At 41.3% G+C, this 19,909-nt stretch carries 23 protein-coding genes and 1 riboswitch; of the genes, 11 read left to right on the top strand and 12 right to left on the bottom strand.

Features of this window, described 5'->3' with window-relative positions:
• The gene (menC, locus tag DFO73_RS19570; protein WP_110066398.1) at positions 1–1,107 is read left to right on the top strand and encodes an o-succinylbenzoate synthase; all 1,107 of its coding nucleotides are present in this window, start codon (positions 1–3) and stop codon (positions 1,105–1,107) included.
• 49 nt (positions 1,108–1,156) lie between these two features.
• Here menC and DFO73_RS19565 read toward each other — a convergent pair whose 3' ends face one another.
• From DFO73_RS19565 to DFO73_RS19550, 3 genes are all read right to left on the bottom strand, one after another.
• Entirely contained in the window at positions 1,157–1,351 is a 195-nt protein-coding gene (locus DFO73_RS19565) for a hypothetical protein (protein ID WP_110066397.1), read from the bottom strand.
• Between the two features lie 582 nt (positions 1,352–1,933).
• On the bottom strand, positions 1,934–2,092 hold the full coding sequence (locus DFO73_RS19560) for a DUF1540 domain-containing protein (protein ID WP_110066396.1): 159 nt from the start codon (positions 2,090–2,092) through the stop codon (positions 1,934–1,936).
• A 771-nt stretch (positions 2,093–2,863) separates the two neighbouring features.
• Positions 2,864–3,952 (bottom strand): metal ABC transporter solute-binding protein, Zn/Mn family, encoded by a 1,089-nt coding sequence (locus tag DFO73_RS19550; protein ID WP_110066394.1) that lies wholly within the window; start codon positions 3,950–3,952, stop codon positions 2,864–2,866.
• A gap of 382 nt (positions 3,953–4,334) precedes the next feature.
• On the opposite strand from DFO73_RS19550, the gene DFO73_RS19545 reads away from it, so the two are divergent.
• Entirely contained in the window at positions 4,335–4,898 is a 564-nt protein-coding gene (locus tag DFO73_RS19545) for a beta-class carbonic anhydrase (RefSeq protein ID WP_110066393.1), read from the top strand.
• On the opposite strand, the gene yidD is transcribed toward DFO73_RS19545, so the two are convergent.
• Positions 4,895–5,134: a membrane protein insertion efficiency factor YidD gene (yidD, locus tag DFO73_RS19540; protein ID WP_110066392.1), complete on the bottom strand. Its 240-nt coding sequence runs from the start codon at positions 5,132–5,134 to the stop codon at positions 4,895–4,897. The genes DFO73_RS19545 and yidD overlap by 4 nt on opposite strands.
• 140 nt (positions 5,135–5,274) lie before the next feature.
• On the opposite strand from yidD, the gene DFO73_RS19535 reads away from it, so the two are divergent.
• Entirely contained in the window at positions 5,275–5,748 is a 474-nt protein-coding gene (locus DFO73_RS19535) for an S-ribosylhomocysteine lyase (protein WP_110066391.1), read from the top strand.
• Positions 5,749–6,128: 380 nt separating this feature from the next.
• On the opposite strand, the gene cls is transcribed toward DFO73_RS19535, so the two are convergent.
• The gene (gene cls, locus DFO73_RS19530) at positions 6,129–7,577 is read right to left on the bottom strand and encodes a cardiolipin synthase (protein ID WP_110066390.1); all 1,449 of its coding nucleotides are present in this window, start codon (positions 7,575–7,577) and stop codon (positions 6,129–6,131) included.
• Between the two features lie 100 nt (positions 7,578–7,677).
• Positions 7,678–7,860: a YtzI protein gene (gene ytzI, locus DFO73_RS19525; RefSeq protein WP_110066389.1), complete on the bottom strand. Its 183-nt coding sequence runs from the start codon at positions 7,858–7,860 to the stop codon at positions 7,678–7,680.
• Between the two features lie 128 nt (positions 7,861–7,988).
• On the opposite strand from ytzI, the gene DFO73_RS19520 reads away from it, so the two are divergent.
• A complete protein-coding gene (locus DFO73_RS19520) occupies positions 7,989–8,426 on the top strand; it encodes a Dps family protein (protein WP_110066388.1) in 438 nt (145 codons plus the stop codon).
• Between the two features lie 116 nt (positions 8,427–8,542).
• Here DFO73_RS19520 and DFO73_RS19515 read toward each other — a convergent pair whose 3' ends face one another.
• Positions 8,543–8,800: a DUF6154 family protein gene (locus tag DFO73_RS19515; protein WP_110066387.1), complete on the bottom strand. Its 258-nt coding sequence runs from the start codon at positions 8,798–8,800 to the stop codon at positions 8,543–8,545.
• 266 nt (positions 8,801–9,066) lie between these two features.
• Between DFO73_RS19515 and DFO73_RS19510 the strand changes: the two genes are divergently transcribed.
• Positions 9,067–9,396: a hydrolase gene (locus tag DFO73_RS19510; RefSeq protein ID WP_110066386.1), complete on the top strand. Its 330-nt coding sequence runs from the start codon at positions 9,067–9,069 to the stop codon at positions 9,394–9,396.
• Positions 9,397–9,423: 27 nt separating this feature from the next.
• On the opposite strand, the gene DFO73_RS19505 is transcribed toward DFO73_RS19510, so the two are convergent.
• Positions 9,424–10,305: a DUF6612 family protein gene (locus DFO73_RS19505; RefSeq protein ID WP_110066385.1), complete on the bottom strand. Its 882-nt coding sequence runs from the start codon at positions 10,303–10,305 to the stop codon at positions 9,424–9,426.
• Between the two features lie 160 nt (positions 10,306–10,465).
• On the opposite strand from DFO73_RS19505, the gene ytkD reads away from it, so the two are divergent.
• Complete coding sequence (gene ytkD, locus DFO73_RS19500; protein ID WP_110066384.1) at positions 10,466–10,945, top strand: RNA deprotection pyrophosphohydrolase; 480 nt, start codon at positions 10,466–10,468, stop codon at positions 10,943–10,945.
• A gap of 15 nt (positions 10,946–10,960) precedes the next feature.
• Here ytkD and DFO73_RS19495 read toward each other — a convergent pair whose 3' ends face one another.
• The 3 genes from DFO73_RS19495 to DFO73_RS19485 are packed head-to-tail and all read right to left on the bottom strand — an operon-like array spanning position 10,961 to position 13,561.
• Entirely contained in the window at positions 10,961–11,770 is an 810-nt protein-coding gene (locus DFO73_RS19495; RefSeq protein WP_110066383.1) for an ABC transporter permease, read from the bottom strand.
• Positions 11,748–12,527 (bottom strand): ABC transporter ATP-binding protein, encoded by a 780-nt coding sequence (locus DFO73_RS19490; RefSeq protein WP_110066382.1) that lies wholly within the window; start codon positions 12,525–12,527, stop codon positions 11,748–11,750. Before DFO73_RS19490 ends, DFO73_RS19495 begins: the two co-directional genes overlap by 23 nt.
• 38 nt (positions 12,528–12,565) lie before the next feature.
• A complete protein-coding gene (locus DFO73_RS19485; protein WP_110066381.1) occupies positions 12,566–13,561 on the bottom strand; it encodes an ABC transporter substrate-binding protein in 996 nt (331 codons plus the stop codon).
• 357 nt (positions 13,562–13,918) lie between these two features.
• On the opposite strand from DFO73_RS19485, the gene DFO73_RS19480 reads away from it, so the two are divergent.
• The 4 genes from DFO73_RS19480 (at position 13,919) to DFO73_RS19465 (ending at position 16,851) form a co-directional block, all read left to right on the top strand.
• Positions 13,919–14,704, top strand: a complete 786-nt coding sequence (locus DFO73_RS19480; RefSeq protein ID WP_110066380.1) for an alpha/beta hydrolase family protein — start codon at positions 13,919–13,921, stop codon at positions 14,702–14,704.
• A 90-nt stretch (positions 14,705–14,794) separates the two neighbouring features.
• A complete protein-coding gene (locus DFO73_RS19475; RefSeq protein WP_110066379.1) occupies positions 14,795–15,037 on the top strand; it encodes a DUF2584 domain-containing protein in 243 nt (80 codons plus the stop codon).
• A 358-nt stretch (positions 15,038–15,395) separates the two neighbouring features.
• Positions 15,396–15,920 (top strand): RNA polymerase sigma factor, encoded by a 525-nt coding sequence (locus DFO73_RS19470; protein WP_110066378.1) that lies wholly within the window; start codon positions 15,396–15,398, stop codon positions 15,918–15,920.
• Positions 15,901–16,851 (top strand): hypothetical protein, encoded by a 951-nt coding sequence (locus tag DFO73_RS19465; RefSeq protein ID WP_110066377.1) that lies wholly within the window; start codon positions 15,901–15,903, stop codon positions 16,849–16,851. The genes DFO73_RS19470 and DFO73_RS19465 overlap by 20 nt, the downstream gene beginning before the upstream one ends.
• A gap of 210 nt (positions 16,852–17,061) precedes the next feature.
• Here DFO73_RS19465 and pckA read toward each other — a convergent pair whose 3' ends face one another.
• Positions 17,062–18,648, bottom strand: coding sequence for a phosphoenolpyruvate carboxykinase (ATP) (gene pckA / locus DFO73_RS19460; protein WP_110066376.1), 1,587 nt, complete (start codon positions 18,646–18,648; stop codon positions 17,062–17,064).
• Positions 18,649–18,866: 218 nt separating this feature from the next.
• Between pckA and DFO73_RS19455 the strand changes: the two genes are divergently transcribed.
• Positions 18,867–19,241: a thiol-disulfide oxidoreductase DCC family protein gene (locus DFO73_RS19455; protein WP_110066375.1), complete on the top strand. Its 375-nt coding sequence runs from the start codon at positions 18,867–18,869 to the stop codon at positions 19,239–19,241.
• Between the two features lie 105 nt (positions 19,242–19,346).
• Positions 19,347–19,463: riboswitch (SAM riboswitch) on the top strand.
• Positions 19,464–19,909 lie beyond the last annotated feature (446 nt).

Below are 19,909 nucleotides of genomic sequence, written 5' to 3'. Positions count from 1 at the left end.
ATGGATATTAAATTAATCACATTATATAAAATAACCATGCCAATGAGGACTCCCTTTTCCACCCATTTGGGTACAGTGGAAGATAGAGAAGGGATCATTGTTGAAGTGACGGATAGAGAGGGCCTGAAAGGCTATGGGGAAGGAGTAGCATTTTCTTCGCCATGGTATACAGAGGAAACGGTTGAAACGAGCTATCATATGCTGAAGGATTTTCTTATTCCGATATTGAGGAAGGCAGACTTAAACCATCCTTCAGAAGCAGGCCCTTTATTTGACACTTTTAAAAGAAATCAGATGGCGAAGGCTGCATTGGAAACTGCCTTATGGGATTTGGCTTCCAAAAAAGAAGAAATTTCACTGTCCAGGTTCATTGGCGGAACCCAGGAGAAAATTCCTTCCGGAGTAGTGGTCGGGGCAAATACAAAGGCAGAGGTAAGAAGACAAATCGAGACTTACCTTGAAGATGGCTACCAAAGGGTGAAAATCAAAATCAGTCCGGAAAATGACTTTGAGTTTCTTTCGGATATTCGCCGTCATTTTCCGGAGCTGCCATTGATGGCAGACGCAAATTCAGCTTATACATTAAATCATATTAACCATTTAAAAAGGCTTGATGATTTCGGGCTGCTGATGATTGAACAGCCGCTGGAACACGATGATATAGTCGACCATGCCAAACTGCAGAAAGAGCTAAAAACACCGATTTGCCTGGATGAAAGCATTGTGACATTTAATGATGCCCGCCGTGCAATAGAATTGGGCAGCTGTAAAGTGATCAATATAAAAATCGGACGAGTTGGCGGACTGGGTACCGCCAAGAAAATTCATGACTACTGTCTGGAAAAAGGGATACAAGTCTGGTGCGGAGGGATGCTGGAGTTTGGAATTTCCAGAGCGCATAACATCGCACTCGCTTCGATGGAGGGTTTTACGATTCCTGGCGATATTTCAGCATCAAGCCGGTATTGGGAGGAAGACATTGTTTTTCCTGAAGTGACGGTGGAAAAAGGAATGATAGAGGTTCCTTCCAGGCCAGGGATTGGCTTTGAAATTAATAAGAAGAGGTTAAAGGAAGTTTTAGTATCAAAAGAAACCTTTGCGTTTTAAAGTAAAAAGCAGTTCCGCTTTTGAGGGCGGAACTGCTTTTTTAATACGGCTAAGTAAAAAAATAAATATAGACAGCCAGGGCTATAACGGATAGAAAAATAGCAATGATATAAATATAGGTCAGGTTTGCGGTGTTTTTTTTAGTGGAACTGGAATAGCCATCATCGCTTTTTCCTGTTAATGATAATGTAAAAATGACAGCAGCAATAAGAATTAATATGACGAGAACAATGGCAAAAGTCAAAACAGGCACCTACTTTTATTATTTTCTATTTTTATTATAGTGTTAATAATAGCATTGTTAATGATCTATTTATTGCGGTTTTGTGAACGTGTATCGCAGTAGCTACACTTTTTTTCAGCTGGAAAGAGGATATTTTTCACAAAAAAAATAGACGCTTCCGCAGCGTCTTTTATCTTAAATTATTGAGTAATTTCGTCTTTAATAAATGAATCCTCTTTAATCGCGAAGGAGCTTAATCCAGCAGCAGCGGCGAACGCAGCTCCAAGCATGATAACTGTTGATAACATATTTATCACTCCTGTAAGTTGTTGTTATTCTATACATTCCCGGTGACATTTGTCTTAAACACTTTTTATAAAAAGATACCGAACTTTTTCAAAAGATGTGTTAAACTTGCCAGTTGATTTCCGCTTCAATCAACAAAGGGTCAAAATCAGTATTGATCTTTAACATTGTCTTTCAAAAAAAGCGATGCCTAGTACCAGGCACCGCTTTAATTATGGTTAACTACTTACCATTATAAAATTGTTAACGCGATGGCACGCCTGCATTCGACAAAATTCGGGCGGTGCCTGGCACCAATTAAAGGTCGTGCGGTTCGAAGGTTTTGCAGTCGGTTTCCCTGCTGTTGTCTGCTGTTTCACCTTTGTGGCTGACCACGTAAATTTTGTCAGCGCTGCAGAGGTTTCCGTCAGCCCAGAACGCACAGTTATTTACTTCACATAAAACGTCTTTAGCCATTGCCCATCACTCCTTAGCTAATTTCCGACCAAAACCGAAATTCGACAAAATTCGGGTGGTACCTGGTACCAAGGTCTTTTTTATTTTCTGCAGGGTGCGGGCATTAAGTCATGGCATTTGCAGGGAATGTTAGGTTGGGTCTTTGGTTCAGCGGTCAGCTGGTGATCCAACGGTCCCATGCGTATGATGAGCAAGTGAGGCCGCCCTTTGACTCGTTCTCCCGGAGACTTCGAATATGTACCTGGAATAAACGCTGCACGAAAGAAATGCGAATGCGCTTTCGCCTTCCGCTCTAATCAACAAGTTGCTTAAATACAATGAGCTTTTACAATGCCAAGGGAATAAAAAAATCTCCCAAGTTGGGAGGTATCATCCTCCGGACTAAGTGGTCTTGTGGACCAGATGGTCTAAAGCAACCATCTCCAGTTAGTCTCGTTGAATCGGATTGTTTTTTGAAAGCATATTCATCACCTCAAGCGTTATACAGATCTATTTAAAAATAGGCTTGATTCTACTGCCACATTTATTTTAAAATCCTGTTGATTGGAGTGGAAGGTGCGAAGACTCCTGCGGGAGCAAGGGTCAGGGGAGACCCCGCAGGAGCGAAGCGACGAGGAGGCTTCCCCGGGCCGCCCACGTTCGCTGAGCACCTGGAACGGAAATCAACAGGCCCATTTCACAGACGGACTAAAAAAAGACCGTAGGCAAACCCGATTTTCATCGAGTTTGTATACAGTCTGAAACACCCCAAGTTGGAAGGTATATTTAAAACTATTCATTTAATGCTTTTTCAAGTGATGCAAGATTTTCTCTCATAAGAGTAAAATAAGTCTGTTTATTTTCTATGTCCTCTTCCGTTAAGACGGATAAGTTATGAAGCATTAAAGGCTGGGCACCGATTTCTTTTTGAAGAATTTCAGTCAGTCTAGAGCTGACATTCTGTTCAAAAAATACGTATTTTAAGTCGTGCTCTTTTGCTTCAGAAATAACTTTCTGCAATTCCTTTTGGGTTGGTTCATTGGATGAGTTTAACCCGGCAACACTAATTTGATCTAAACCGTAACGTTCTTCCCAATAGCCGTATGCTGCATGGGAAACAATGATTTCTTTATGCTTTGCATTCTGAACAGTTTGCTCGAAGTCATTGTGAAGGTCATCTAGCTCCTGTGCAAGTTCCTGATAATTTTTTTCAAATTGTTCTTCATGTTCAGGCATCTGATCTGCTAAAGCAGTTTTAACCGATTCTGCCATTTCTTTGGCATAGAAAGGATCAAGCCATACATGCGGATCAATGTCACCATGGTTGTGGCCATCATTGCCTTCTTCATCGTGTGCAGTCTCATCGGAATGATCATCTGAATGTCCTTCTTCATCGTGTGCAGTCTCATCGGAATGATCATCTGAATGTCCTTCTTCATCGTGTGCAGCCTCATCGGAATGATCATCTGAATGTCCTTCTTCTTCATGTGCAGCATCGTGGTCCTCTTCTCCGGAATGAACAAATTCAATATTCTCACCTGCAGCGACCATTGTGACGTTCTCATTTTTCAATGTTTCTTTTGCTTTTTCCACAAACCCTTCAAGACCAAGCCCGACAAAAATAAACAGATCTGAATCGGCCAAATTCATCATATCTGTTTGAGACGGTTCAAACGTATGTTCATCTGACCCTGGAGGATAAACCGTTTTTGCTTCTATAAATTCTCCGCCAATTCTTTCTGTAAAATATTGTAGCGGATAGACAGTTGTATAAACAGCCGCTTTATTATTATCCCCTTCTTCTTTGGCAGGCTTTTCATCTGTACAGCCTGATAAAAGAAGAATCAAGCTTAATGCTAAAAAAATAATTGCCTTTTTCATGAATGTTTTCTCCTCTCATCCTAAAACGTATTTATTACGATTTATCTAATAAAAAAATTCAATACGTAATCATTACGATTTCACTTAGTAATCTTACAAAATATACAGCCAAAAAGCAAGGGTTAAAATTTGTTTGAAGCCCCAGCTTTTTGTATCATAGTTAAGAGGGACTTTTTTAATATTAGCTAAGTTAAAGCTCATTGTTGATTTTAGCACCCTGTTGATTGAAGCGGAAATCAACAGGAAGTTTAACAAAGCTAAATAATTAATAGCTAATGTGTTAAAGTCTCTATATAGTATGGACAGTATAAATGTCCATTATAGCAGCCTAGCCAGCTGCTGGTCTTGAAAGCAATACTAAATATGACTGGGAGTGATACCATTGAAACTTTTAGATGAAATCTTAAACCATAATCAGCAGTTTGTTGAAGAAAAAAGGTATGAAGAGTTTGAAACAACAAAATTCCCTAATAAAAAAATGGTCATTTTAACGTGCATGGACACACGTTTAGTCGAGCTGCTTCCTAAAGCACTGAATGTTAGAAACGGTGATGTGAAAATCATTAAAAATGCGGGCGCTCTAGTCACCCATCCTTTTGGAAGTATTATGAGAAGTATCCTGGTTGCCGTATATCAGCTGCAAGCAAAAGAAGTATTTGTCATTGGCCATCGTGATTGCGGAATGAGCGGGATGAAAGCTGATACTGTTGTTAGCAGTATGAAGGAAAGAGGCATTACAGATGATGCTTTAGATACGATGACATATTCAGGAATTGCCGCCGAAGATTGGCTGAAAGGATTTGAAAATGTAGAAGATAGTGTGGCGCACAGTGTTCATATGGTGAAAAAGCATCCATTAATGGCGAAGGATGTGCCTGTGCACGGACTAGTCATTCATCCAGGCACAGGTAAGCTCGACTTGGTAGTGGACGGATACGAATCTTAATCCTTTTTCTTCCCGGGCCATTCCTCAGGGACAAGATCAACCCCGCCCGGATGAAAGGGATGGCATTTGAGGATTCGTTTTATTGTAAGCCAGCCGCCTCTTAATGCACCGAACCGTTTAACAGATTCCAGCCCATAATGGGAACATGTCGGATAAAATCGGCATGTAGGGGGCTTGAGCGGAGAAATAACAACTTGGTATAAGCGAAATAATGATATTAATAATTTTTTAAGCATAGAAATGCCTTCCCTTTACAATCATATTTACTTTTAAAATAACATATAATCGTTAAAACGTCACAATTTTCATATTAATTTGATGAACTTAGTCGGAGATTGCGTTATAATGAAAGGAAAACATTAGGGGAGTGTTTACAATGCCTTCAGTTGAAAGTTTTGAATTGGACCATAACGCTGTTAAAGCGCCATTTGTAAGGCACTGTGGTGTACATAAGGTTGGAAGTGATGGGGTGGTCAATAAATTTGATATCCGTTTCTGCCAGCCGAACAAACAGGCCATGAAGCCGGATGTGATTCATACATTGGAGCATCTGCTTGCTTTTAACATCCGTACACATGCGGAGAAGTATAATCATTTTGATATCATTGATATTTCGCCAATGGGATGCCAGACAGGCTATTATCTGGTTGTAAGCGGAGAACCAGCAGTAGAGGAGATCATCGATTTGCTTGATGATACATTGAAGGATGCGGTAGAAGTAACGGAAATTCCTGCTGCAAATGAAAAGCAATGCGGCCAGGCGAAGCTTCATGATCTTGAAGGTGCAAAGCGCATGATGAGATTTTGGCTGGATCAATCAAAGGAAGATTTAAAGCAAGTTTTTGCATAGAAGAAACGGGCTGTGTGATCTGCAGCCCGTTTTTTTTCTTATAATAAATATCGAAAGAATAACTTTGAACTTCGATAATTGTCTAGCTCCAGCACCCTATCGACTCGACGTGCGTCCCTCACCTCGTCTGCGACGACGCACAGGACGTGCGCGTTTCCGAGCGTTATTAGCCAACATCGAATCACTATCGTTCTTCTTGTATCTCAAAAAAGGAACTCAGACTTAGAGCGCAACGTCCTGTGGCAACGTCTGAGTGACTCACATTCTCCCCAAAGCTACCGCTTTCGGTCGGGCGATGTAAAAGCTAATGAAGCCTTCAATTGTCCTGTTGGCCCCAGGCCACCACGCTCCGTAGATGGGCAAGGGCGCATTCGCTTTTCTTATAAGATCGGAGATAGCAGCCTGGATACCGACTCCTTCAATTTAATTTTCAAAGGCCTTTTGCTGTAATCTTCAGCTGTCAGCTTTCTCGATAGCTGGATGTCTTCTTTAAAGCTTTCAGTTAAGGTTTTAGATACATCACTATCATAAATAAAGGCGTTTACTTCAAAGTTAAGCCTGAAGCTTCTCACGTCAATATTAGCCGTTCCGACTGACGAAACCTCTTCATCCACAATTAGTGTCTTTGCATGGATAAAACCATTTTCATAAATATAAATATTTGCGCCGGCCTTTAGCATTTCCCCAATATAGGAGAAAGTCGCCCAGTAAACAAACATATGGTCAGGTTTGTTCGGAATCATGATATTGACCTCCACTCCGGAAAGGGCGGCAATTCTCAAAGCATCCAAAAGGCTTGCATCCGGAATAAAGTATGGGGTTTGGATATAAATAGATTTGCGGGCTGATGAAACCATTTTTATATAGCCATTCTTAATTTGCTCCCATTCCGAATCAGGACCGCTGGTAACAATCTGCATTCCTACACTCTCAGTGGACTCGGCCAGTGGAAAAAATTCAGGAGCATAGTAGATATCATGGCGGTGGGATGCCTGATTCCAGTCCAGGATGAAGCGAGTTTGCATGGAATGGACGGCGCTTCCCTCAATTCGTAAATGGGTATCACGCCAATAGCCGAATCTTGGATTTAAACCGAGATATTCATCCCCAACGTTGAATCCGCCGACATAGCCAATTTTCCCATCAATGATGGCAAGCTTGCGGTGATTGCGGTAATTGATCCTCAGGTTGATAAAATGCAGACGTGAAGGGAAAAAGGCTTCTATCTCGCCGCCGGCTGCCATCAGCTCTTTAAAAACTTTTTTATGCAAGCTTCTTGAGCCGAGCTCATCATACAGTACTCTCACTTTTACCCCTTCTTTGGCTTTTTCAGTGAGCAGGTTAATCAGGCTTTTCCCAAGATTATCTCTCTTGAAGATATAATATTGTAAATGAATGTGATCCTTAGCTTCCTTTATATCCCTTATAAGCGAGTCAAATTTCTTTCTTCCATCCGAAAAGATGGTGACAGAGTTGTCCTGGGTCAATACGGCATCATTATTAACCAGATGCATATAGATCAGATCTTTGCATTTCAGGATGATGCTATTCTGAAATCGAAAATCTTTGGCTTTGATCCCTTTAATCTGACTGGCGAGCAGTTCATCAATCCCAATCTTTTTACGGTCTTCCCATTGAAACATTTTTCGTCTCGTTAAATTTTGTCCAAAGAAAAGGTACATGAAAAATCCTAGCAGCGGAATAAAGAACAGAACCATCAGCCATGCCCAGGTGGCACCCGCATCTCTTCGTTCCAAAAATATAACGAAAACAGCAAGGATAATATTTAATACTAAAAAAACGGTAAGCATTATGGAGTAAATATCCATCCTAATGTCCTCTCCACTTGTATAGTCTTTTATTCAATCCCCTATTAAAGAAAAGGAAAACCTCCGTTAAGGCGGAGGCTCTATTTATAATAGCGTATGCTTATGATTGGTTTTGGTTTTTTTCTGTTTCCTCTTCCTTTTGTTCATTTTCTTGTTGGTTTTCAGGAAGCGGATCAATCGGGTCTACTGTATGTTTAAATTGATAGGCCTTTGAAGTGGTTACAACGCTCAATAATAGAACCACGATAACGATGATAATAGATATAACTAATACCGTATACATGTTTCTCCCCCTTTGCTAACAATATTTTACCATGAAAAGGGCCTTTTCATGAAAAATTTCGCAGAAGAACAAGCTCCGGTTTTATTTCTGTTTATTGAGGGTAATCTATTGTTGGGAGGATGATTTGTATGAGTAAAGAATTAGTGAGTGCTGTTAATCAGCAAGTAGCAAACTGGACTGTTTTATATGTAAAGCTTCACAACTACCACTGGTATATTAAAGGGAAAAACTTCTTTACCCTTCATGCCAAGTTTGAAGAACTTTATAATGAAGCCAATGAACATGTAGATGAATTGGCTGAACGAATTCTTGCCCTTGAGGCAAAGCCAGTTGCCACAATGAAGGAAGTGCTTGAAACAAGCTCCATCAAAGAGGCTGCAGGAAACGAAACGGAAGAACAAATGGTCCAAACCATTGTCGATGATTTTGAAAAAATGGTGGACGAACTTCAGGAAGGCATTGAGCTTGCAGAAGAAGCAAAAGACGAAGGCACAGGCGATATGCTGATTGCAGTGAAGCAAAGCTTGAAAAAACATATTTGGATGCTAAAAGCATACCTGGGATAATAGACAAAGGACTGGCTTCAAAGCCGGTCTTTTTTCATTTTCGGCAAAATAAAAAGCGGCATGGAAGCCGCTGCATGATATTATGAATGAAAATTATATATCCTGATATGTATCGTTTAGTGTATATTTCTATGATGAATGATCGGGCTGCGGCGCTGCCCATAATTTTCGCTTGCGAATTTCCCTTTCAAGCTCTCAATCAAATAAAGCCCCATTAAGTCATACAGCTCCTGGTTATCCATATCGCGGATAATGCTGAGCAAATCCTCTCTGTCCATTTCCTCCAAAAAGGCGAAAGCGAGCATGTCAATATCCTCTTCATCGCCTGTCAGCTTGTTTCGGTAAAGTTCATAAAGCTCATCAATAAGTTTCATGGCAATTCACCTCCCTAAAAAATATCCCGTTTTAAATAGTATACTTATTTAATACCCTTGATGCCGAAAAATATTCCTCGCAGCTTTCCTTCACCAATGTCCACTTCCGGATAACAGCCGTTGGTTAACTTAGTATATGTAAGCTCAAGGAGAATGATCGTAATTTCGTATAATTTTATCATAAATGTGGGAAACGATAACTAGGAAATTCAAATTGCTTGGAACATAGGCATTAATTTTTTCTTAAACCAAAAGGGGATGACAGGATGGAAGGGAATAAAAAAACGTATTATATAACACTTGCCTCCGGGGAAATATCACAGAGTGCCACAGACTCTACCTGGAATTATAAAATAGAGGCAAATGACGATGAAATTATTGCATTAAGGGAGTATTTTGATCAAAATTATTCAACAGAGTGGCAAAATTTCTTCAGAGCCCACGTTCCGTATGTCCAGTACCATTATGACCGTGAAAATGATGCCTACGATGAGACGATGAAGAAGATCTACGGAATGATTTATAACTTTGGCGACGATGAAGCACGAAAGCATATTGAAAGTATGGGCATTCTCACTGAAGATGAGCATAAATAAAAAGCTGAGGCATTTGCCCCAGCTTTTTTACATTTCCATCTCTACAGCCGTATCGATCACTGCCTGCGGTACTGTGATGGTTTCTACTTTATTGTAGTTTGAATACTGTCCGTTCATGTTCTGTTTCATCGCAATCGTCTGGCCTTCAGCTGCCATTTCCATTTCCATGATCATGTTCAGCACGCTTGGATAGAAGGTCTCTTTATCAATGACGATTTCATACTCAACACCATTGATTTTCATATTATTAAGCATTTCTCCATTGGCAGCCAATTCCGGAGGAAGGGTTTCAGCTGCTGTTTCCTTTACGAAATCATTAAATTTTTCTCCATTGGCTTTAAGCTTTAGAATATAGCTTTTAGCGTCCTGTTCAAACGTAAAGTCATCAACAAACTGCTGAAGCTTCTTTAGCTCTTCACCAGGATTTGTCTGCTGGCTGGACATCTGGAGCAGGTCATCTGACATTTCTTTAGGGAACTTCATCCACTGATCGCCTGCTCCATCATAAAGGAACATGCCTTCCTCGGTAAAATAGCTTTCGATATCATGGGAGTCTTCAGCGCCTTCCATTGACATGGTCATCTTTTGATAAAAGGCAGTAGGTTCCGTTGTTACATCCATATCAATGACTGAATCAATAATCATGCTTTCTGCTTCGGAATCAGAGCTCATTTGCTGGCTCATATCCATTTTAACCGAAAAGCTTTTTAGCTCTTCGGAAGCCATTGTTGATTTAGATAATACTTCCTCAAGTGTCAGTTCCGATTTTTCTTCAGTTTTGGTTTCTTCTTTGTTTGTTCCGTTGTCATTTCCTGATGCTGTTTCATTGACAGGCTGGGCTGTTTCACTGCATGCAGCAAGCATAAGGATCATAAGTAAGCCTGTAATGATTGCCAGAGTTTTTTTCAATATCTACACTCCCTTTGTGTTAGTCAGTTGTTTTTACGATGGAAAAAAAAGAAAGTTTCAAAAATATGTATTTCCATACAATAGGCCCAGAAGTTTTTTTAAAAGGGATTTCCTTATATAATGATAACATCAAAGGACATTTTTACGAGTGAGGTATAATATGGAAACTTTTTTCGATGCGAACGGAGGGGAAGTGCGCCTCTCTTTTAAAAAGGGCGCCTTTGACAAGGAGCCCAAACATGTCCTTGTCATTTGCCGTTTTGAAGGCCGATGGCTGCTGACCAATCATAAAGAACGCGGCTGGGAATTCCCCGGGGGCAAAGCTGAGCGCGGTGAATCTTTGGAAGATGCAGCAAGGAGAGAGGTTTTTGAGGAAACGGGTGCCATTCTGAAAAGCCTCGAATTTATAGGCGAATATGAGGTTTGTAAGGAGAACGATCGTTTTGTTAAAGCGGTTTTTTACGGAAAAACCGGAAAGGTGGAGAAGAAAAACCAGTATTTTGAAACGAATGGACCGGTGCTGGTAGAGGGGGATTTATTAACTCAAAGATGGGAAGAACAATACAGTTTTATCATGCAGGATAGAGTGATTGAAAGAACCCTGGAGAGGATTTTAGAAAAAAATAAAAACGGCAATTAAGCGTTGCCGTTTTTGTTATGATCCATTTTTGATTAACTTTCTCTCAAGAAGCTCGACAAGCTGGTACATTACCGTTGCGAAAACAGCAATTACAAGCAATGAAAGCATGACAAGCGTAAAGTTGAAAACCTGGAAGCCGTAAATGATCATATAGCCGAGCCCTTTTGAAGAAACAAGGAACTCACCAACAATGACACCGACCCATGATAATCCAACATTAACCTTTAAAGTTGAGATAATGGTTGGGAACGAGGCAGGCAGGATGGCCTCCCTAAAAATTTGCACTCTATTGGCCCCAAAAGTCTGAAGCACCTTTATATAGTTCGGATCGACCTCTTTAAAGGACGTATAAACGACAATGGTCGTAATGATGATTGAGATGATGGCACCCATGGCGACAATTGAAGTGAAACTTGGTCCTAATGCTACAATCAAAATTGGGCCAAGCGCAACCTTGGGCATTGAATTAAGCACAACCAAATAAGGGTCCGAAATTTTTGATAGCATTGGTGACCACCATAGAATGGCTGCAAGGAAAGTTCCTAAAAATGTTCCGAGTATGAATCCGAAGACCGTTTCTGACAGGGTATAGCCCAGGTCAATCATTAAGGTCCCATCTTGGATTTTTGTTAAAAATAATCCCCAAACTTTTGAAGGTGAACTGAAGATTAACGGGTCTATCCATTGTTTTTGGCTTGCCAGCTCCCAGCCTGAAAAAAAGACCAGAAAGATAACCATCTGATAGAAGCGGACCCATCGTTTTTCGCGATTTAGTGATTGGATATATTTTTGATGAAGGAATTTAACGTTCTCCTGAGGGCTCAAGGGACTCCAGCTCCTTCCATATGGTTTGAAAAATGGCTGGGTATGCTTCATGATTACGGGCATGAAATGGAGTTGCATCTCTTAATTCTTTTGGTATTACAAACATCTTATGAAGCTGGCCGGGCCTTGGTGAGAACAGAAAAACGCGGTCACTCATGCTGATTGCCTCGCCGATATCATGGGTAACAAGAATGGCCGTTTTTCCGAAAGATTTAAGGGTTTTAGAAACCAAATCTTCAAGCTTCAGCTTCGTTTGATAATCTAAAGCCGAAAATGGTTCATCGAGCATCAGCAGCTTTGGTTCTGTCGCAAGCGTCCTCACGAGAGCAACACGCTGCCTCATTCCGCCGGAAAGCTGCTTCGGAAATTGTGACTCAACCCCTTTGAGACCCATCTTTTCAAGAAGCTCCAGTGCATAAGCTTTTTTATCAGAAGAAAGGCTATTTCCGATTTTTAGTCCCAATAAAATATTCTCCTCGATTGTTTTCCACGGAAAAAGGTAATCCTGCTGCAGCATATAGCCGATTTCATTTTCTGCTGTTTCTACCCGCTTTCCTTCCAGCGTCACAGCCCCTTCTGTCGGTTCAAAAAGGCCGGCTATGATAGAAAGCAAAGTTGTCTTGCCGCATCCGCTCGGTCCGAGAAAGGAAACAAATTCCCCTTCCTCCACCTCAAGCGAAACATCGGAGAGGGCCGTAACAGCAGTGGTCTTCGTAAAATAAGTGTGGTGAATGGCATCAACTTTTAGAAAGTCCATGTCGGCCTCCTCTTTTCTAATTTTTATAAGCTGCGGTATTATTTCATTACACTCTCGGCGATTTCTGTATTAACCAATGTGCCATGCTCGATGCGCTTTGGAAGCTCTCCTGCCTCATCCATGATGTTCTGCAGATTATTCCATTCTTCTGTATCCAAAATAGGATCTGTCGCAAACGAGCCCTGGCTCTTATAGCGGTCTACCACCATTTCGATTATTTCTGGCTCTGTGTTGTCAAAATATCCTTTAATTGCTTCTGCTGTTTCCTTCGCGCTGTGGGTCTCGACCCATTGCTGTGCTTTATAGATCGCCCTTGTAAATTTCTCGACCGTTTCCTTATTTTCATCAATATAGCTTTGCTTCGTCATGAATGTGGTATAAGGTACATGACCGGACTCGGTTCCGAAAGAAGCGACGATATATCCCTTGCCTTCTTTTTCAAAAACGCTGGCAGTCGGTTCAAACAGCTGGACAAACTCGCTGTTACCGGAAGCGAAGGCTGGTGCAATATTGGCAAAATCAATATTTTGGATCAAATCCAAATCCTGCTGCGGGTCGATTCCATGTTTTTTCAAAACAAATTCGCCGACCATTTGCGGCATACCGCCTTTACGCTGGCCCAGGAATGTTTTACCCTTCAGCATATCCCAGGAAAAATTATCGATTTTATTGCGGGAAACCAGAAACGTACCGTCCGTTTGTGTCAGCTGCGCAAAATTGATAACCGGGTCATTGGAGCCCTGTGCGGATACGTAAATTGATGTTTCAGAGCCAACCAGCGCAACATCCGCACTGTCCGAAAGCAGGGCTGTCATCGTTTTATCTCCGCCTGCAGTAGTCGTAAGCTCAACATTAAGCCCTTCTTCTTCAAAAAAACCTTTCTCAAGGGCAACATATTGCGGGGCATAGAAAATTGAACGTGTCACCTCCGCAACACGGACATTCAGAACTTCATCCTTGCCGCAAGCGGCCAAAGGGATAATAAGTATCGCCGTAAGCAGCAGAAGCATGCTCATTTTTAACCATTTTTTCATAAACCGTAAGACCTCCCTTATGGTAAAAATTCAGATTTAAAAGCCTAGGATATCGTATGAAAACGGAAAAAATGTGTGAATGCCTATATGAAAACTTTTTAGGAACAGGGAGGAATGCTCATACTAGTGGCCATAGCAGGAAAAGTTAGGGAATGTGCAAGGATGCAGCATGGAATCGAACCACTTTTGAGATATAGCGAAACTTTTTAATACGAAATCAATTTACATGAAGCATGTATCACTTTTCGAAAATACATATGAGTTTGCATGGTTTATGTTCGACTTTTAAAATATATGTGAAACTTACCGGTCTGACCCCATTTATCAAAAAATTAACTCCAAAAGGGAGATGGAAATATGAATTTCAAAAACGGACAAATCATTGATAAGCAGAGATTTCCTTCACCCAATCCAGCAATCGAGTTATCCGTTGTCACTTATTATGCAAACGGATTACATATAAAGGGTCTGCTTGCAGAGCCAAAGGGTGAAGAATTATATGATGGATTTCTTTATCTGCGCGGCGGTATTAAGAATGTCGGCAAAGTGAGGCCTGGGAGGATTGTTCAGTTTGCCTGTGAAGGCTTTATTGTATTCGCGCCTTTTTACAGAGGCAATCAAGGGGGAGATGGAAACGAAGATTTTGCAGGGGAGGACAGACAGGACGCGTTTGCCGCTTTCATTCTTCTCCAGAAGCACCTCAAGGTAAAGAAGGTTCATATTTTTGGCTTTTCACGCGGTGGTGTAATGGCGCTGCTTACTGCCATTCAATTTCCTGAAGCAGCATCAGTTGTGACATGGGGAGGCGTTAGCGATATGTTCCTTACCTATGTGGAGCGCAAGGATCTCCGGAGGATGATGAAAAGGGTAATTGGCGGGACACCGACCAAATTTCCTGACCGATATAAATACAGGACGCCGCTTTTTCAGCTGGAAAAGCTGCAGGCACCGGTCCTGATCATCCATGGGGAGCAGGATCGAAATGTTTCGGCAGAGCATTCCTTCCGCCTTGAAAAAAGGCTTAAAGCACTCGATAAAAAGGTTGAAAGCTGGTATTTTAAAGAATACACCCATTACTTTCCGCCAAACGTTAATCGGAAAACCGTTGAGGATTTAACAAACTGGATGAAAAGCAATGAATGAGTTCTTCCTAATTTTTCTTAGGGGCTTTCAGCGCCGGAAAAGGTGGGGTAAAATAGAGGTAAGAACATCACAAATGAAGGAGAGATACCAATGGGTATGCCTTTGGAGTTAAATACCATGATCGTGACAAAGGGCAGGGAAAAGAGGCTTGATGAGAACTATTTTTCACTGGTCAAAGAAGGGTACAGATTATACCCTCTGGACATCCCTGTTGAGGTGAAAAGAACGATAGATGGCGACCTGAACGGGACAGGGATCATCAAAAAAGTGGAGTGGGAAAATAACCAGACAGTCATTATGTATCAGCTAGTAGCATTAAATTCAACAAATTAAATGAGCGCCTGGACTATGTCCGGGCGCTTTTTTTATGTATAAGCTGTGGCAATATAGTGATGATTCAGGGCTGTGTTGAATGGAGCGGAAGATGCGGGATCCCCGAAAATGAATTCGTTTTTCTTCGTGCGGTGTTTAATTTCGAGGATACTCTTCCATAGTCCTGCGAAAATAAGCGAACCCAAGGGAGACCCCGCAATCGTAGAATGCCGGGGAGCGTCGGAAGCCCGCGGTTTGCTGAGTGCCTGCAGCGGAACTCAATACCCAAATTTAAAAGAGCCTATGCTTAAAAATTTTTCCATCAAAACTGTAAGACGGAATCAAAAAATCCGTCCTATTTAACAAAGGGGGGAAGTTGATGGATGCCGGCCGGCAAGTGGAACAGTGGTTTCTCGAATATGAAAAAGACATCACCAATTATCTGGTGTATTTTACAGGATCCAGGGATATAGAGGATCTGGTGCAGGAAACATTTTTAAAGGCATTTCAGTCCTACGGGCGTTTTAAATATGACTCCAATCCAAAGACGTGGCTAATCAGTATCGCACGCAATGCAGCCATTGATTTTTATAGAAAAAGAAGTATCTGGAAAAATCTGAAGGAAAAACTGTCAAGGCAATCTTCGGAAAAAGAATCCGCACTCACAGAAGAAATTTTAATCCAAAAGGCGGAATCTGCGCGGTTGTTGGGGGCTATCAATCAATTGAAAAATAACTACCGTGATGTGGTCCTGCTCAGAGGAATTGCTGATCTATCAACTGAGGAGACGGCCGAGGTACTTGGGTGGACAGAAAATAAAGTAAATGTCACCTTTCACCGAGCGGTAAAAAAACTAAATTTGCTTTTAAAGGGGGATGAGCAAGGTGACCCATCTTTCAGATAAAGAGCTGCTTGAGAGAATGAAAGAATTCCCTACTCATGAATTAAAGGGGGATCAGAAAAATAGAATCATACACAGCATGCGGAATCCAAAGGCGCCTAAAAGAAAAATTGGCTTTTCTCTTCAACAGGCGGGTGTTTTAGCGGCATTTCTTGCAGTCCTCATCATTGCGCCTATTTTATTTTTGGAAAATAAAAGCGAGTCAGAAAAGCATTTAGGGGCAGTTGTTGAAAGAGCTGAAAGTGGAGATTATTTTGCGCTTAAGGATGAAGATGGGAAACCTGTATTTCCCGATTCCAATTTTGGCATACCTGGAAGGGTCAGCTTGTTAAGTCCCCCTGAATGGATTGCCGGTGATGATAGAAGTGTAGCGAAAATCATGGTCTATTTATGGTGGAAGCCTGGCGAGCAGGTTTATCAAAACATGAAAGTGGAAGCAGTCCATGTGGATACTGGCTTTGCACAGGAAATGGCTTCATTCACATTAAGCGCAGGCATGTATGGCTCTGATGCCCATGCATTGACAAGCTTTAAGCCTTTTGAAAAGCATGGCGTATGGAATCTGAAGTTTATGTTCGGGGAAAAAACCTTTGAAGAATTCTCCATTTACGTGAAGGAACCTTATGTCAAAATCGGTGAGTCCACACTAATGATTTCGCAGGAGGACCTGGTCGCAGGAACCTTTGAAAATGTAAATCTTGAGGTTGTGGGTAAAGACTTGCCTGGGCAAGTTGAGCTTGAGCTGTATAGTTTGGAAGAAGGAACAGCAGAGGTATTCCTTTTTTCTGGGAAAACAGATTATATAAATGCAGAGACTGGTAAAAAAGTAAGCATGTATACTGGTGATCTTGTAATTAAGAAAAGCGGGCGTTACAAAATGAGTGCTCTACAACAATCTGTACCAATTGAGGTGAGGAAGCCGGTTGATGAATAGGCTTAGCTGGGAACGTAGCTAAAGGGAACCCTTCATTTTAGAAAAAAGAATACAAAAAGTCACAGTCGTGCCCGAACTCAGCGGAATAATGGTAGAAAGGAAACAAAAGCGATCCATACACCGTGAATACCGGGAAATACAAAAATAAAAGTGCACAAGCATGAACCAACAAAAAAGGAATTGCCGCTCAAACGGCAATTCCTTTTTATATTATGCGATTGGTCCGCCTTTTTCATCGATTTCAGAAGAAACACTTGTGAACTTTTTGAAGTTCTCGCGGAATTTCGCTGCAAGTTCTTTAGCTTTTGTTTCATATGCGGCCTTGTCAGCCCAAGTTTTGCTTGGCTGAAGGACTTCATCAGGCACACCTGTTACGTGCTGTGGAATTTCCAGGCCAAAGATTTCGTCTTTGATTGTTTCTACGTTGTTTAGTTCGCCTTCAAGAGCAGCTTCTACCATTGCGCGTGTGTAGGCAAGCTTCATGCGTTCACCTACACCGTACTCTCCGCCAGTCCATCCTGTGTTCACTAGGAAAACTTTCGCGTTATGCTCATCGATTTTTTCGCCAAGCATTTCAGCATATCGATTTGCAGGCAGCGGAAGGAATGGCGATCCGAAGCAAGTAGAGAATGTTGCCTGCGGGGATGTAATGCCGCGCTCTGTTCCAGCAAGCTTGGATGTATAGCCACTCAAGAAATGGTACATTGCCTGCTCTTTGGATAGTTTGGAGATTGGAGGCAATACGCCAAATGCATCAGCTGTTAAGAACACAATTGTATTAGGATGTCCGGCAATGCTTGGTTCAACGATATTATCAATGGCCTGCAGCTGGTATGCCGCACGTGTATTTTCAGTTAGTGTGCTGTCGTCGTAATCTGCCACACGTGTTTCGCTGTTAACCACTACATTTTCCAATACAGCCCCAAAGCGGATCGCATCGAAAATTTGCGGTTCTTTTTCACGTGATAAGTTGATGCATTTCGCATAGCATCCGCCTTCAATGTTGAAGACTCCATTGGCAGACCAGCCGTGCTCGTCATCACCGATCAAGCGTCGGTTTGGATCAGCAGACAATGTTGTTTTACCAGTTCCGGATAATCCGAAGAATAAAGCAACATCGCCTTCCCGTCCAACGTTGGCTGAACAGTGCATAGGAAGGATTCCGTTCTCTGGAAGCATATAGTTCATCACTGAGAAGATGGACTTTTTCATTTCACCAGCATACTCTGTACCGCCGATTAAAACTGTGCGGCGTTCGAATGAAATGATGATGAATGTTTCGGATTTTGTGCCATCAACAGCGGGATCTGCTTTGAAATTAGGAGCAGAGATTACAGTAAACTCAGATGCATGGTCAAGAAGCTCATCTTCTGCAGGGCGAATGAATAATTGGTGTGCAAATAGGTTGTGCCAAGCATATTCATTAATGACCTGGATCGGCATGCGGTATTTCTTATCAGCGCCTGCATAGCCTTTGAAAACAAATACTTCTTCTTTTTCTTTTAAGTAGTTTAAGACTTTATTATATAAGCTGGAGAATGCTTCTTCAGAGATTGGCTGGTTCACGCTGCCCCAGTCAATTTTATCTTTATTCGATGCCTCTTCAACAATATATTTATCTTTAGGAGATCGTCCTGTATACTTTCCAGTAGTAGCGCGTACTGCACCTGTTGATGTGAGAGACCCTTCGTTGCGGTTTAAAACTTTTTCCACTAGCTGAGGAACAGATAATTGCACTTGAATGTTGCTGCCATTTAATAATTCGCTCAATTCGTTTGATATGCTTACAGAGTTCATCTGATGAATACCTTCCTTTTTCCAATATTTTTTATGAAAGTGATTACATCTCAAAATTAGTATAACACATTAAATCAATTAGTCTATACTATTGCGTTAAATTTTTACCCAATGTTATAAAATTGTCACAATAGACCAAAAGACACATCTAAAGCGCCTTATAACCGGTATATGCTATTATAGAAGAAAGTGTTAAATCTGAAAATGGGACTGATTTAATGAAGACACTTGCGCTTTATGATGGAACGTGTTCCTTATGCAAGGAAACAAAGCGGCTTTCTGAAAAGCTTGATTGGCTCAATCATGTGGAGTGGATTTCCCTCCAGGAATATGAAAAAAATCTGAACACCATTTCATTTTCCAAACAGGATCTGCGAAAAGAACTTCATATCATTACTCCTGCCGGTGATATTAAAAAAGGGTACTATGCTGTGAGGAGGCTGCTGCTGCATTTTCCTGCAACCTTTTTATTCAGCATTCTTTTATATATCCCGTTTACCCCTATAATAGGTAATCCCATTTATCAATGGATCGCTAAAAACAGGCATAAATTTTTAAAGAAAAAGTGCGATGACGGAAGCTGTTCGCTGTAAGTATAGCACTTTATTTTCTGCAGTGAAATTTAATAGTAAAAAATGATTGAAATTTGTTGACATGATTCGATAAAATACGGTATGATTCAACCTTGAACGGATACTCTCTTATCCCGAGCTGGTGGAGGGACAGGCCCTATGAAACCCAGCAACCTGCTAAAAAGCAATAAACAGCAAAGGTGCTAACCTGACGCAAGGACGTAATTCCTTGAACGATAAGAGTGAAAGGCGCGAATCGATTTGCTTTCAACCTTTTCACTGATGAGAAGGTTTTTTATTTTGTTTATCTAGCTCCAGCACCCAGCCTTTCGAGGTCATAAGCCAATCCCTTACAGATGGCAAAGAAACGCCACTATTCAGGGCCTGTCTTATGCTTGTCAAGGCAAAAACGGGCGCTTGCGCTTTTAAAACTGGCAATGGGATGAACGGCTTTTGGAATGTACTATTTATGTGAGTTTTTAGCTTTGCTCTGCAGGTTTTTTGTGCAGCTTACAGCGATGCTTAAGAAAAATGGATACATGGCTTCTGGCCATCGTTACCAATTTTTCTAATAAAAACTCCGTGTTTATTTCATACTACTAAGGGAATGAGTTCCGTATCAAACAGAGATCCTTGAAATGGCAGGAAAAAGTTTTTTGAGGCTGCTTCCGCGTTTCTATTTCTCGCTC

The sequence above is a fragment of the Cytobacillus oceanisediminis genome, from assembly GCF_003182355.1.
Lineage (GTDB): Bacteria > Bacillota > Bacilli > Bacillales > Cytobacillaceae > Cytobacillus > Cytobacillus oceanisediminis_A.
Note: the sequence above shows the minus strand (reverse complement) of the source record. Positions and strands in the feature narration are given on the sequence as shown.

Bases quoted from the DNA above. Each gene is read 5' to 3' on its own strand.
- menC (WP_110066398.1), top strand. From the start codon at position 1: ATGGATATTAAATTAATCACATTATATAAAATAACCATGCCAATGAGG.
- DFO73_RS19560 (WP_110066396.1), bottom strand. From the start codon at position 2,092: ATGGCTAAAGACGTTTTATGTGAAGTAAATAACTGTGCGTTCTGGGCT.
- DFO73_RS19550 (WP_110066394.1), bottom strand. From the start codon at position 3,952: ATGAAAAAGGCAATTATTTTTTTAGCATTAAGCTTGATTCTTCTTTTA.
- yidD (WP_110066392.1), bottom strand. From the start codon at position 5,134: ATGCTTAAAAAATTATTAATATCATTATTTCGCTTATACCAAGTTGTT.
- DFO73_RS19535 (WP_110066391.1), top strand. From the start codon at position 5,275: ATGCCTTCAGTTGAAAGTTTTGAATTGGACCATAACGCTGTTAAAGCG.
- cls (WP_110066390.1), bottom strand. From the start codon at position 7,577: ATGGATATTTACTCCATAATGCTTACCGTTTTTTTAGTATTAAATATT.
- ytzI (WP_110066389.1), bottom strand. From the start codon at position 7,860: ATGTATACGGTATTAGTTATATCTATTATCATCGTTATCGTGGTTCTA.
- DFO73_RS19520 (WP_110066388.1), top strand. From the start codon at position 7,989: ATGAGTAAAGAATTAGTGAGTGCTGTTAATCAGCAAGTAGCAAACTGG.
- DFO73_RS19515 (WP_110066387.1), bottom strand. From the start codon at position 8,800: ATGAAACTTATTGATGAGCTTTATGAACTTTACCGAAACAAGCTGACA.
- DFO73_RS19510 (WP_110066386.1), top strand. From the start codon at position 9,067: ATGGAAGGGAATAAAAAAACGTATTATATAACACTTGCCTCCGGGGAA.
- ytkD (WP_110066384.1), top strand. From the start codon at position 10,466: ATGGAAACTTTTTTCGATGCGAACGGAGGGGAAGTGCGCCTCTCTTTT.
- DFO73_RS19490 (WP_110066382.1), bottom strand. From the start codon at position 12,527: ATGGACTTTCTAAAAGTTGATGCCATTCACCACACTTATTTTACGAAG.
- DFO73_RS19485 (WP_110066381.1), bottom strand. From the start codon at position 13,561: ATGAAAAAATGGTTAAAAATGAGCATGCTTCTGCTGCTTACGGCGATA.
- DFO73_RS19480 (WP_110066380.1), top strand. From the start codon at position 13,919: ATGAATTTCAAAAACGGACAAATCATTGATAAGCAGAGATTTCCTTCA.
- DFO73_RS19475 (WP_110066379.1), top strand. From the start codon at position 14,795: ATGGGTATGCCTTTGGAGTTAAATACCATGATCGTGACAAAGGGCAGG.
- DFO73_RS19470 (WP_110066378.1), top strand. From the start codon at position 15,396: ATGGATGCCGGCCGGCAAGTGGAACAGTGGTTTCTCGAATATGAAAAA.
- pckA (WP_110066376.1), bottom strand. From the start codon at position 18,648: ATGAACTCTGTAAGCATATCAAACGAATTGAGCGAATTATTAAATGGC.
- DFO73_RS19455 (WP_110066375.1), top strand. From the start codon at position 18,867: ATGAAGACACTTGCGCTTTATGATGGAACGTGTTCCTTATGCAAGGAA.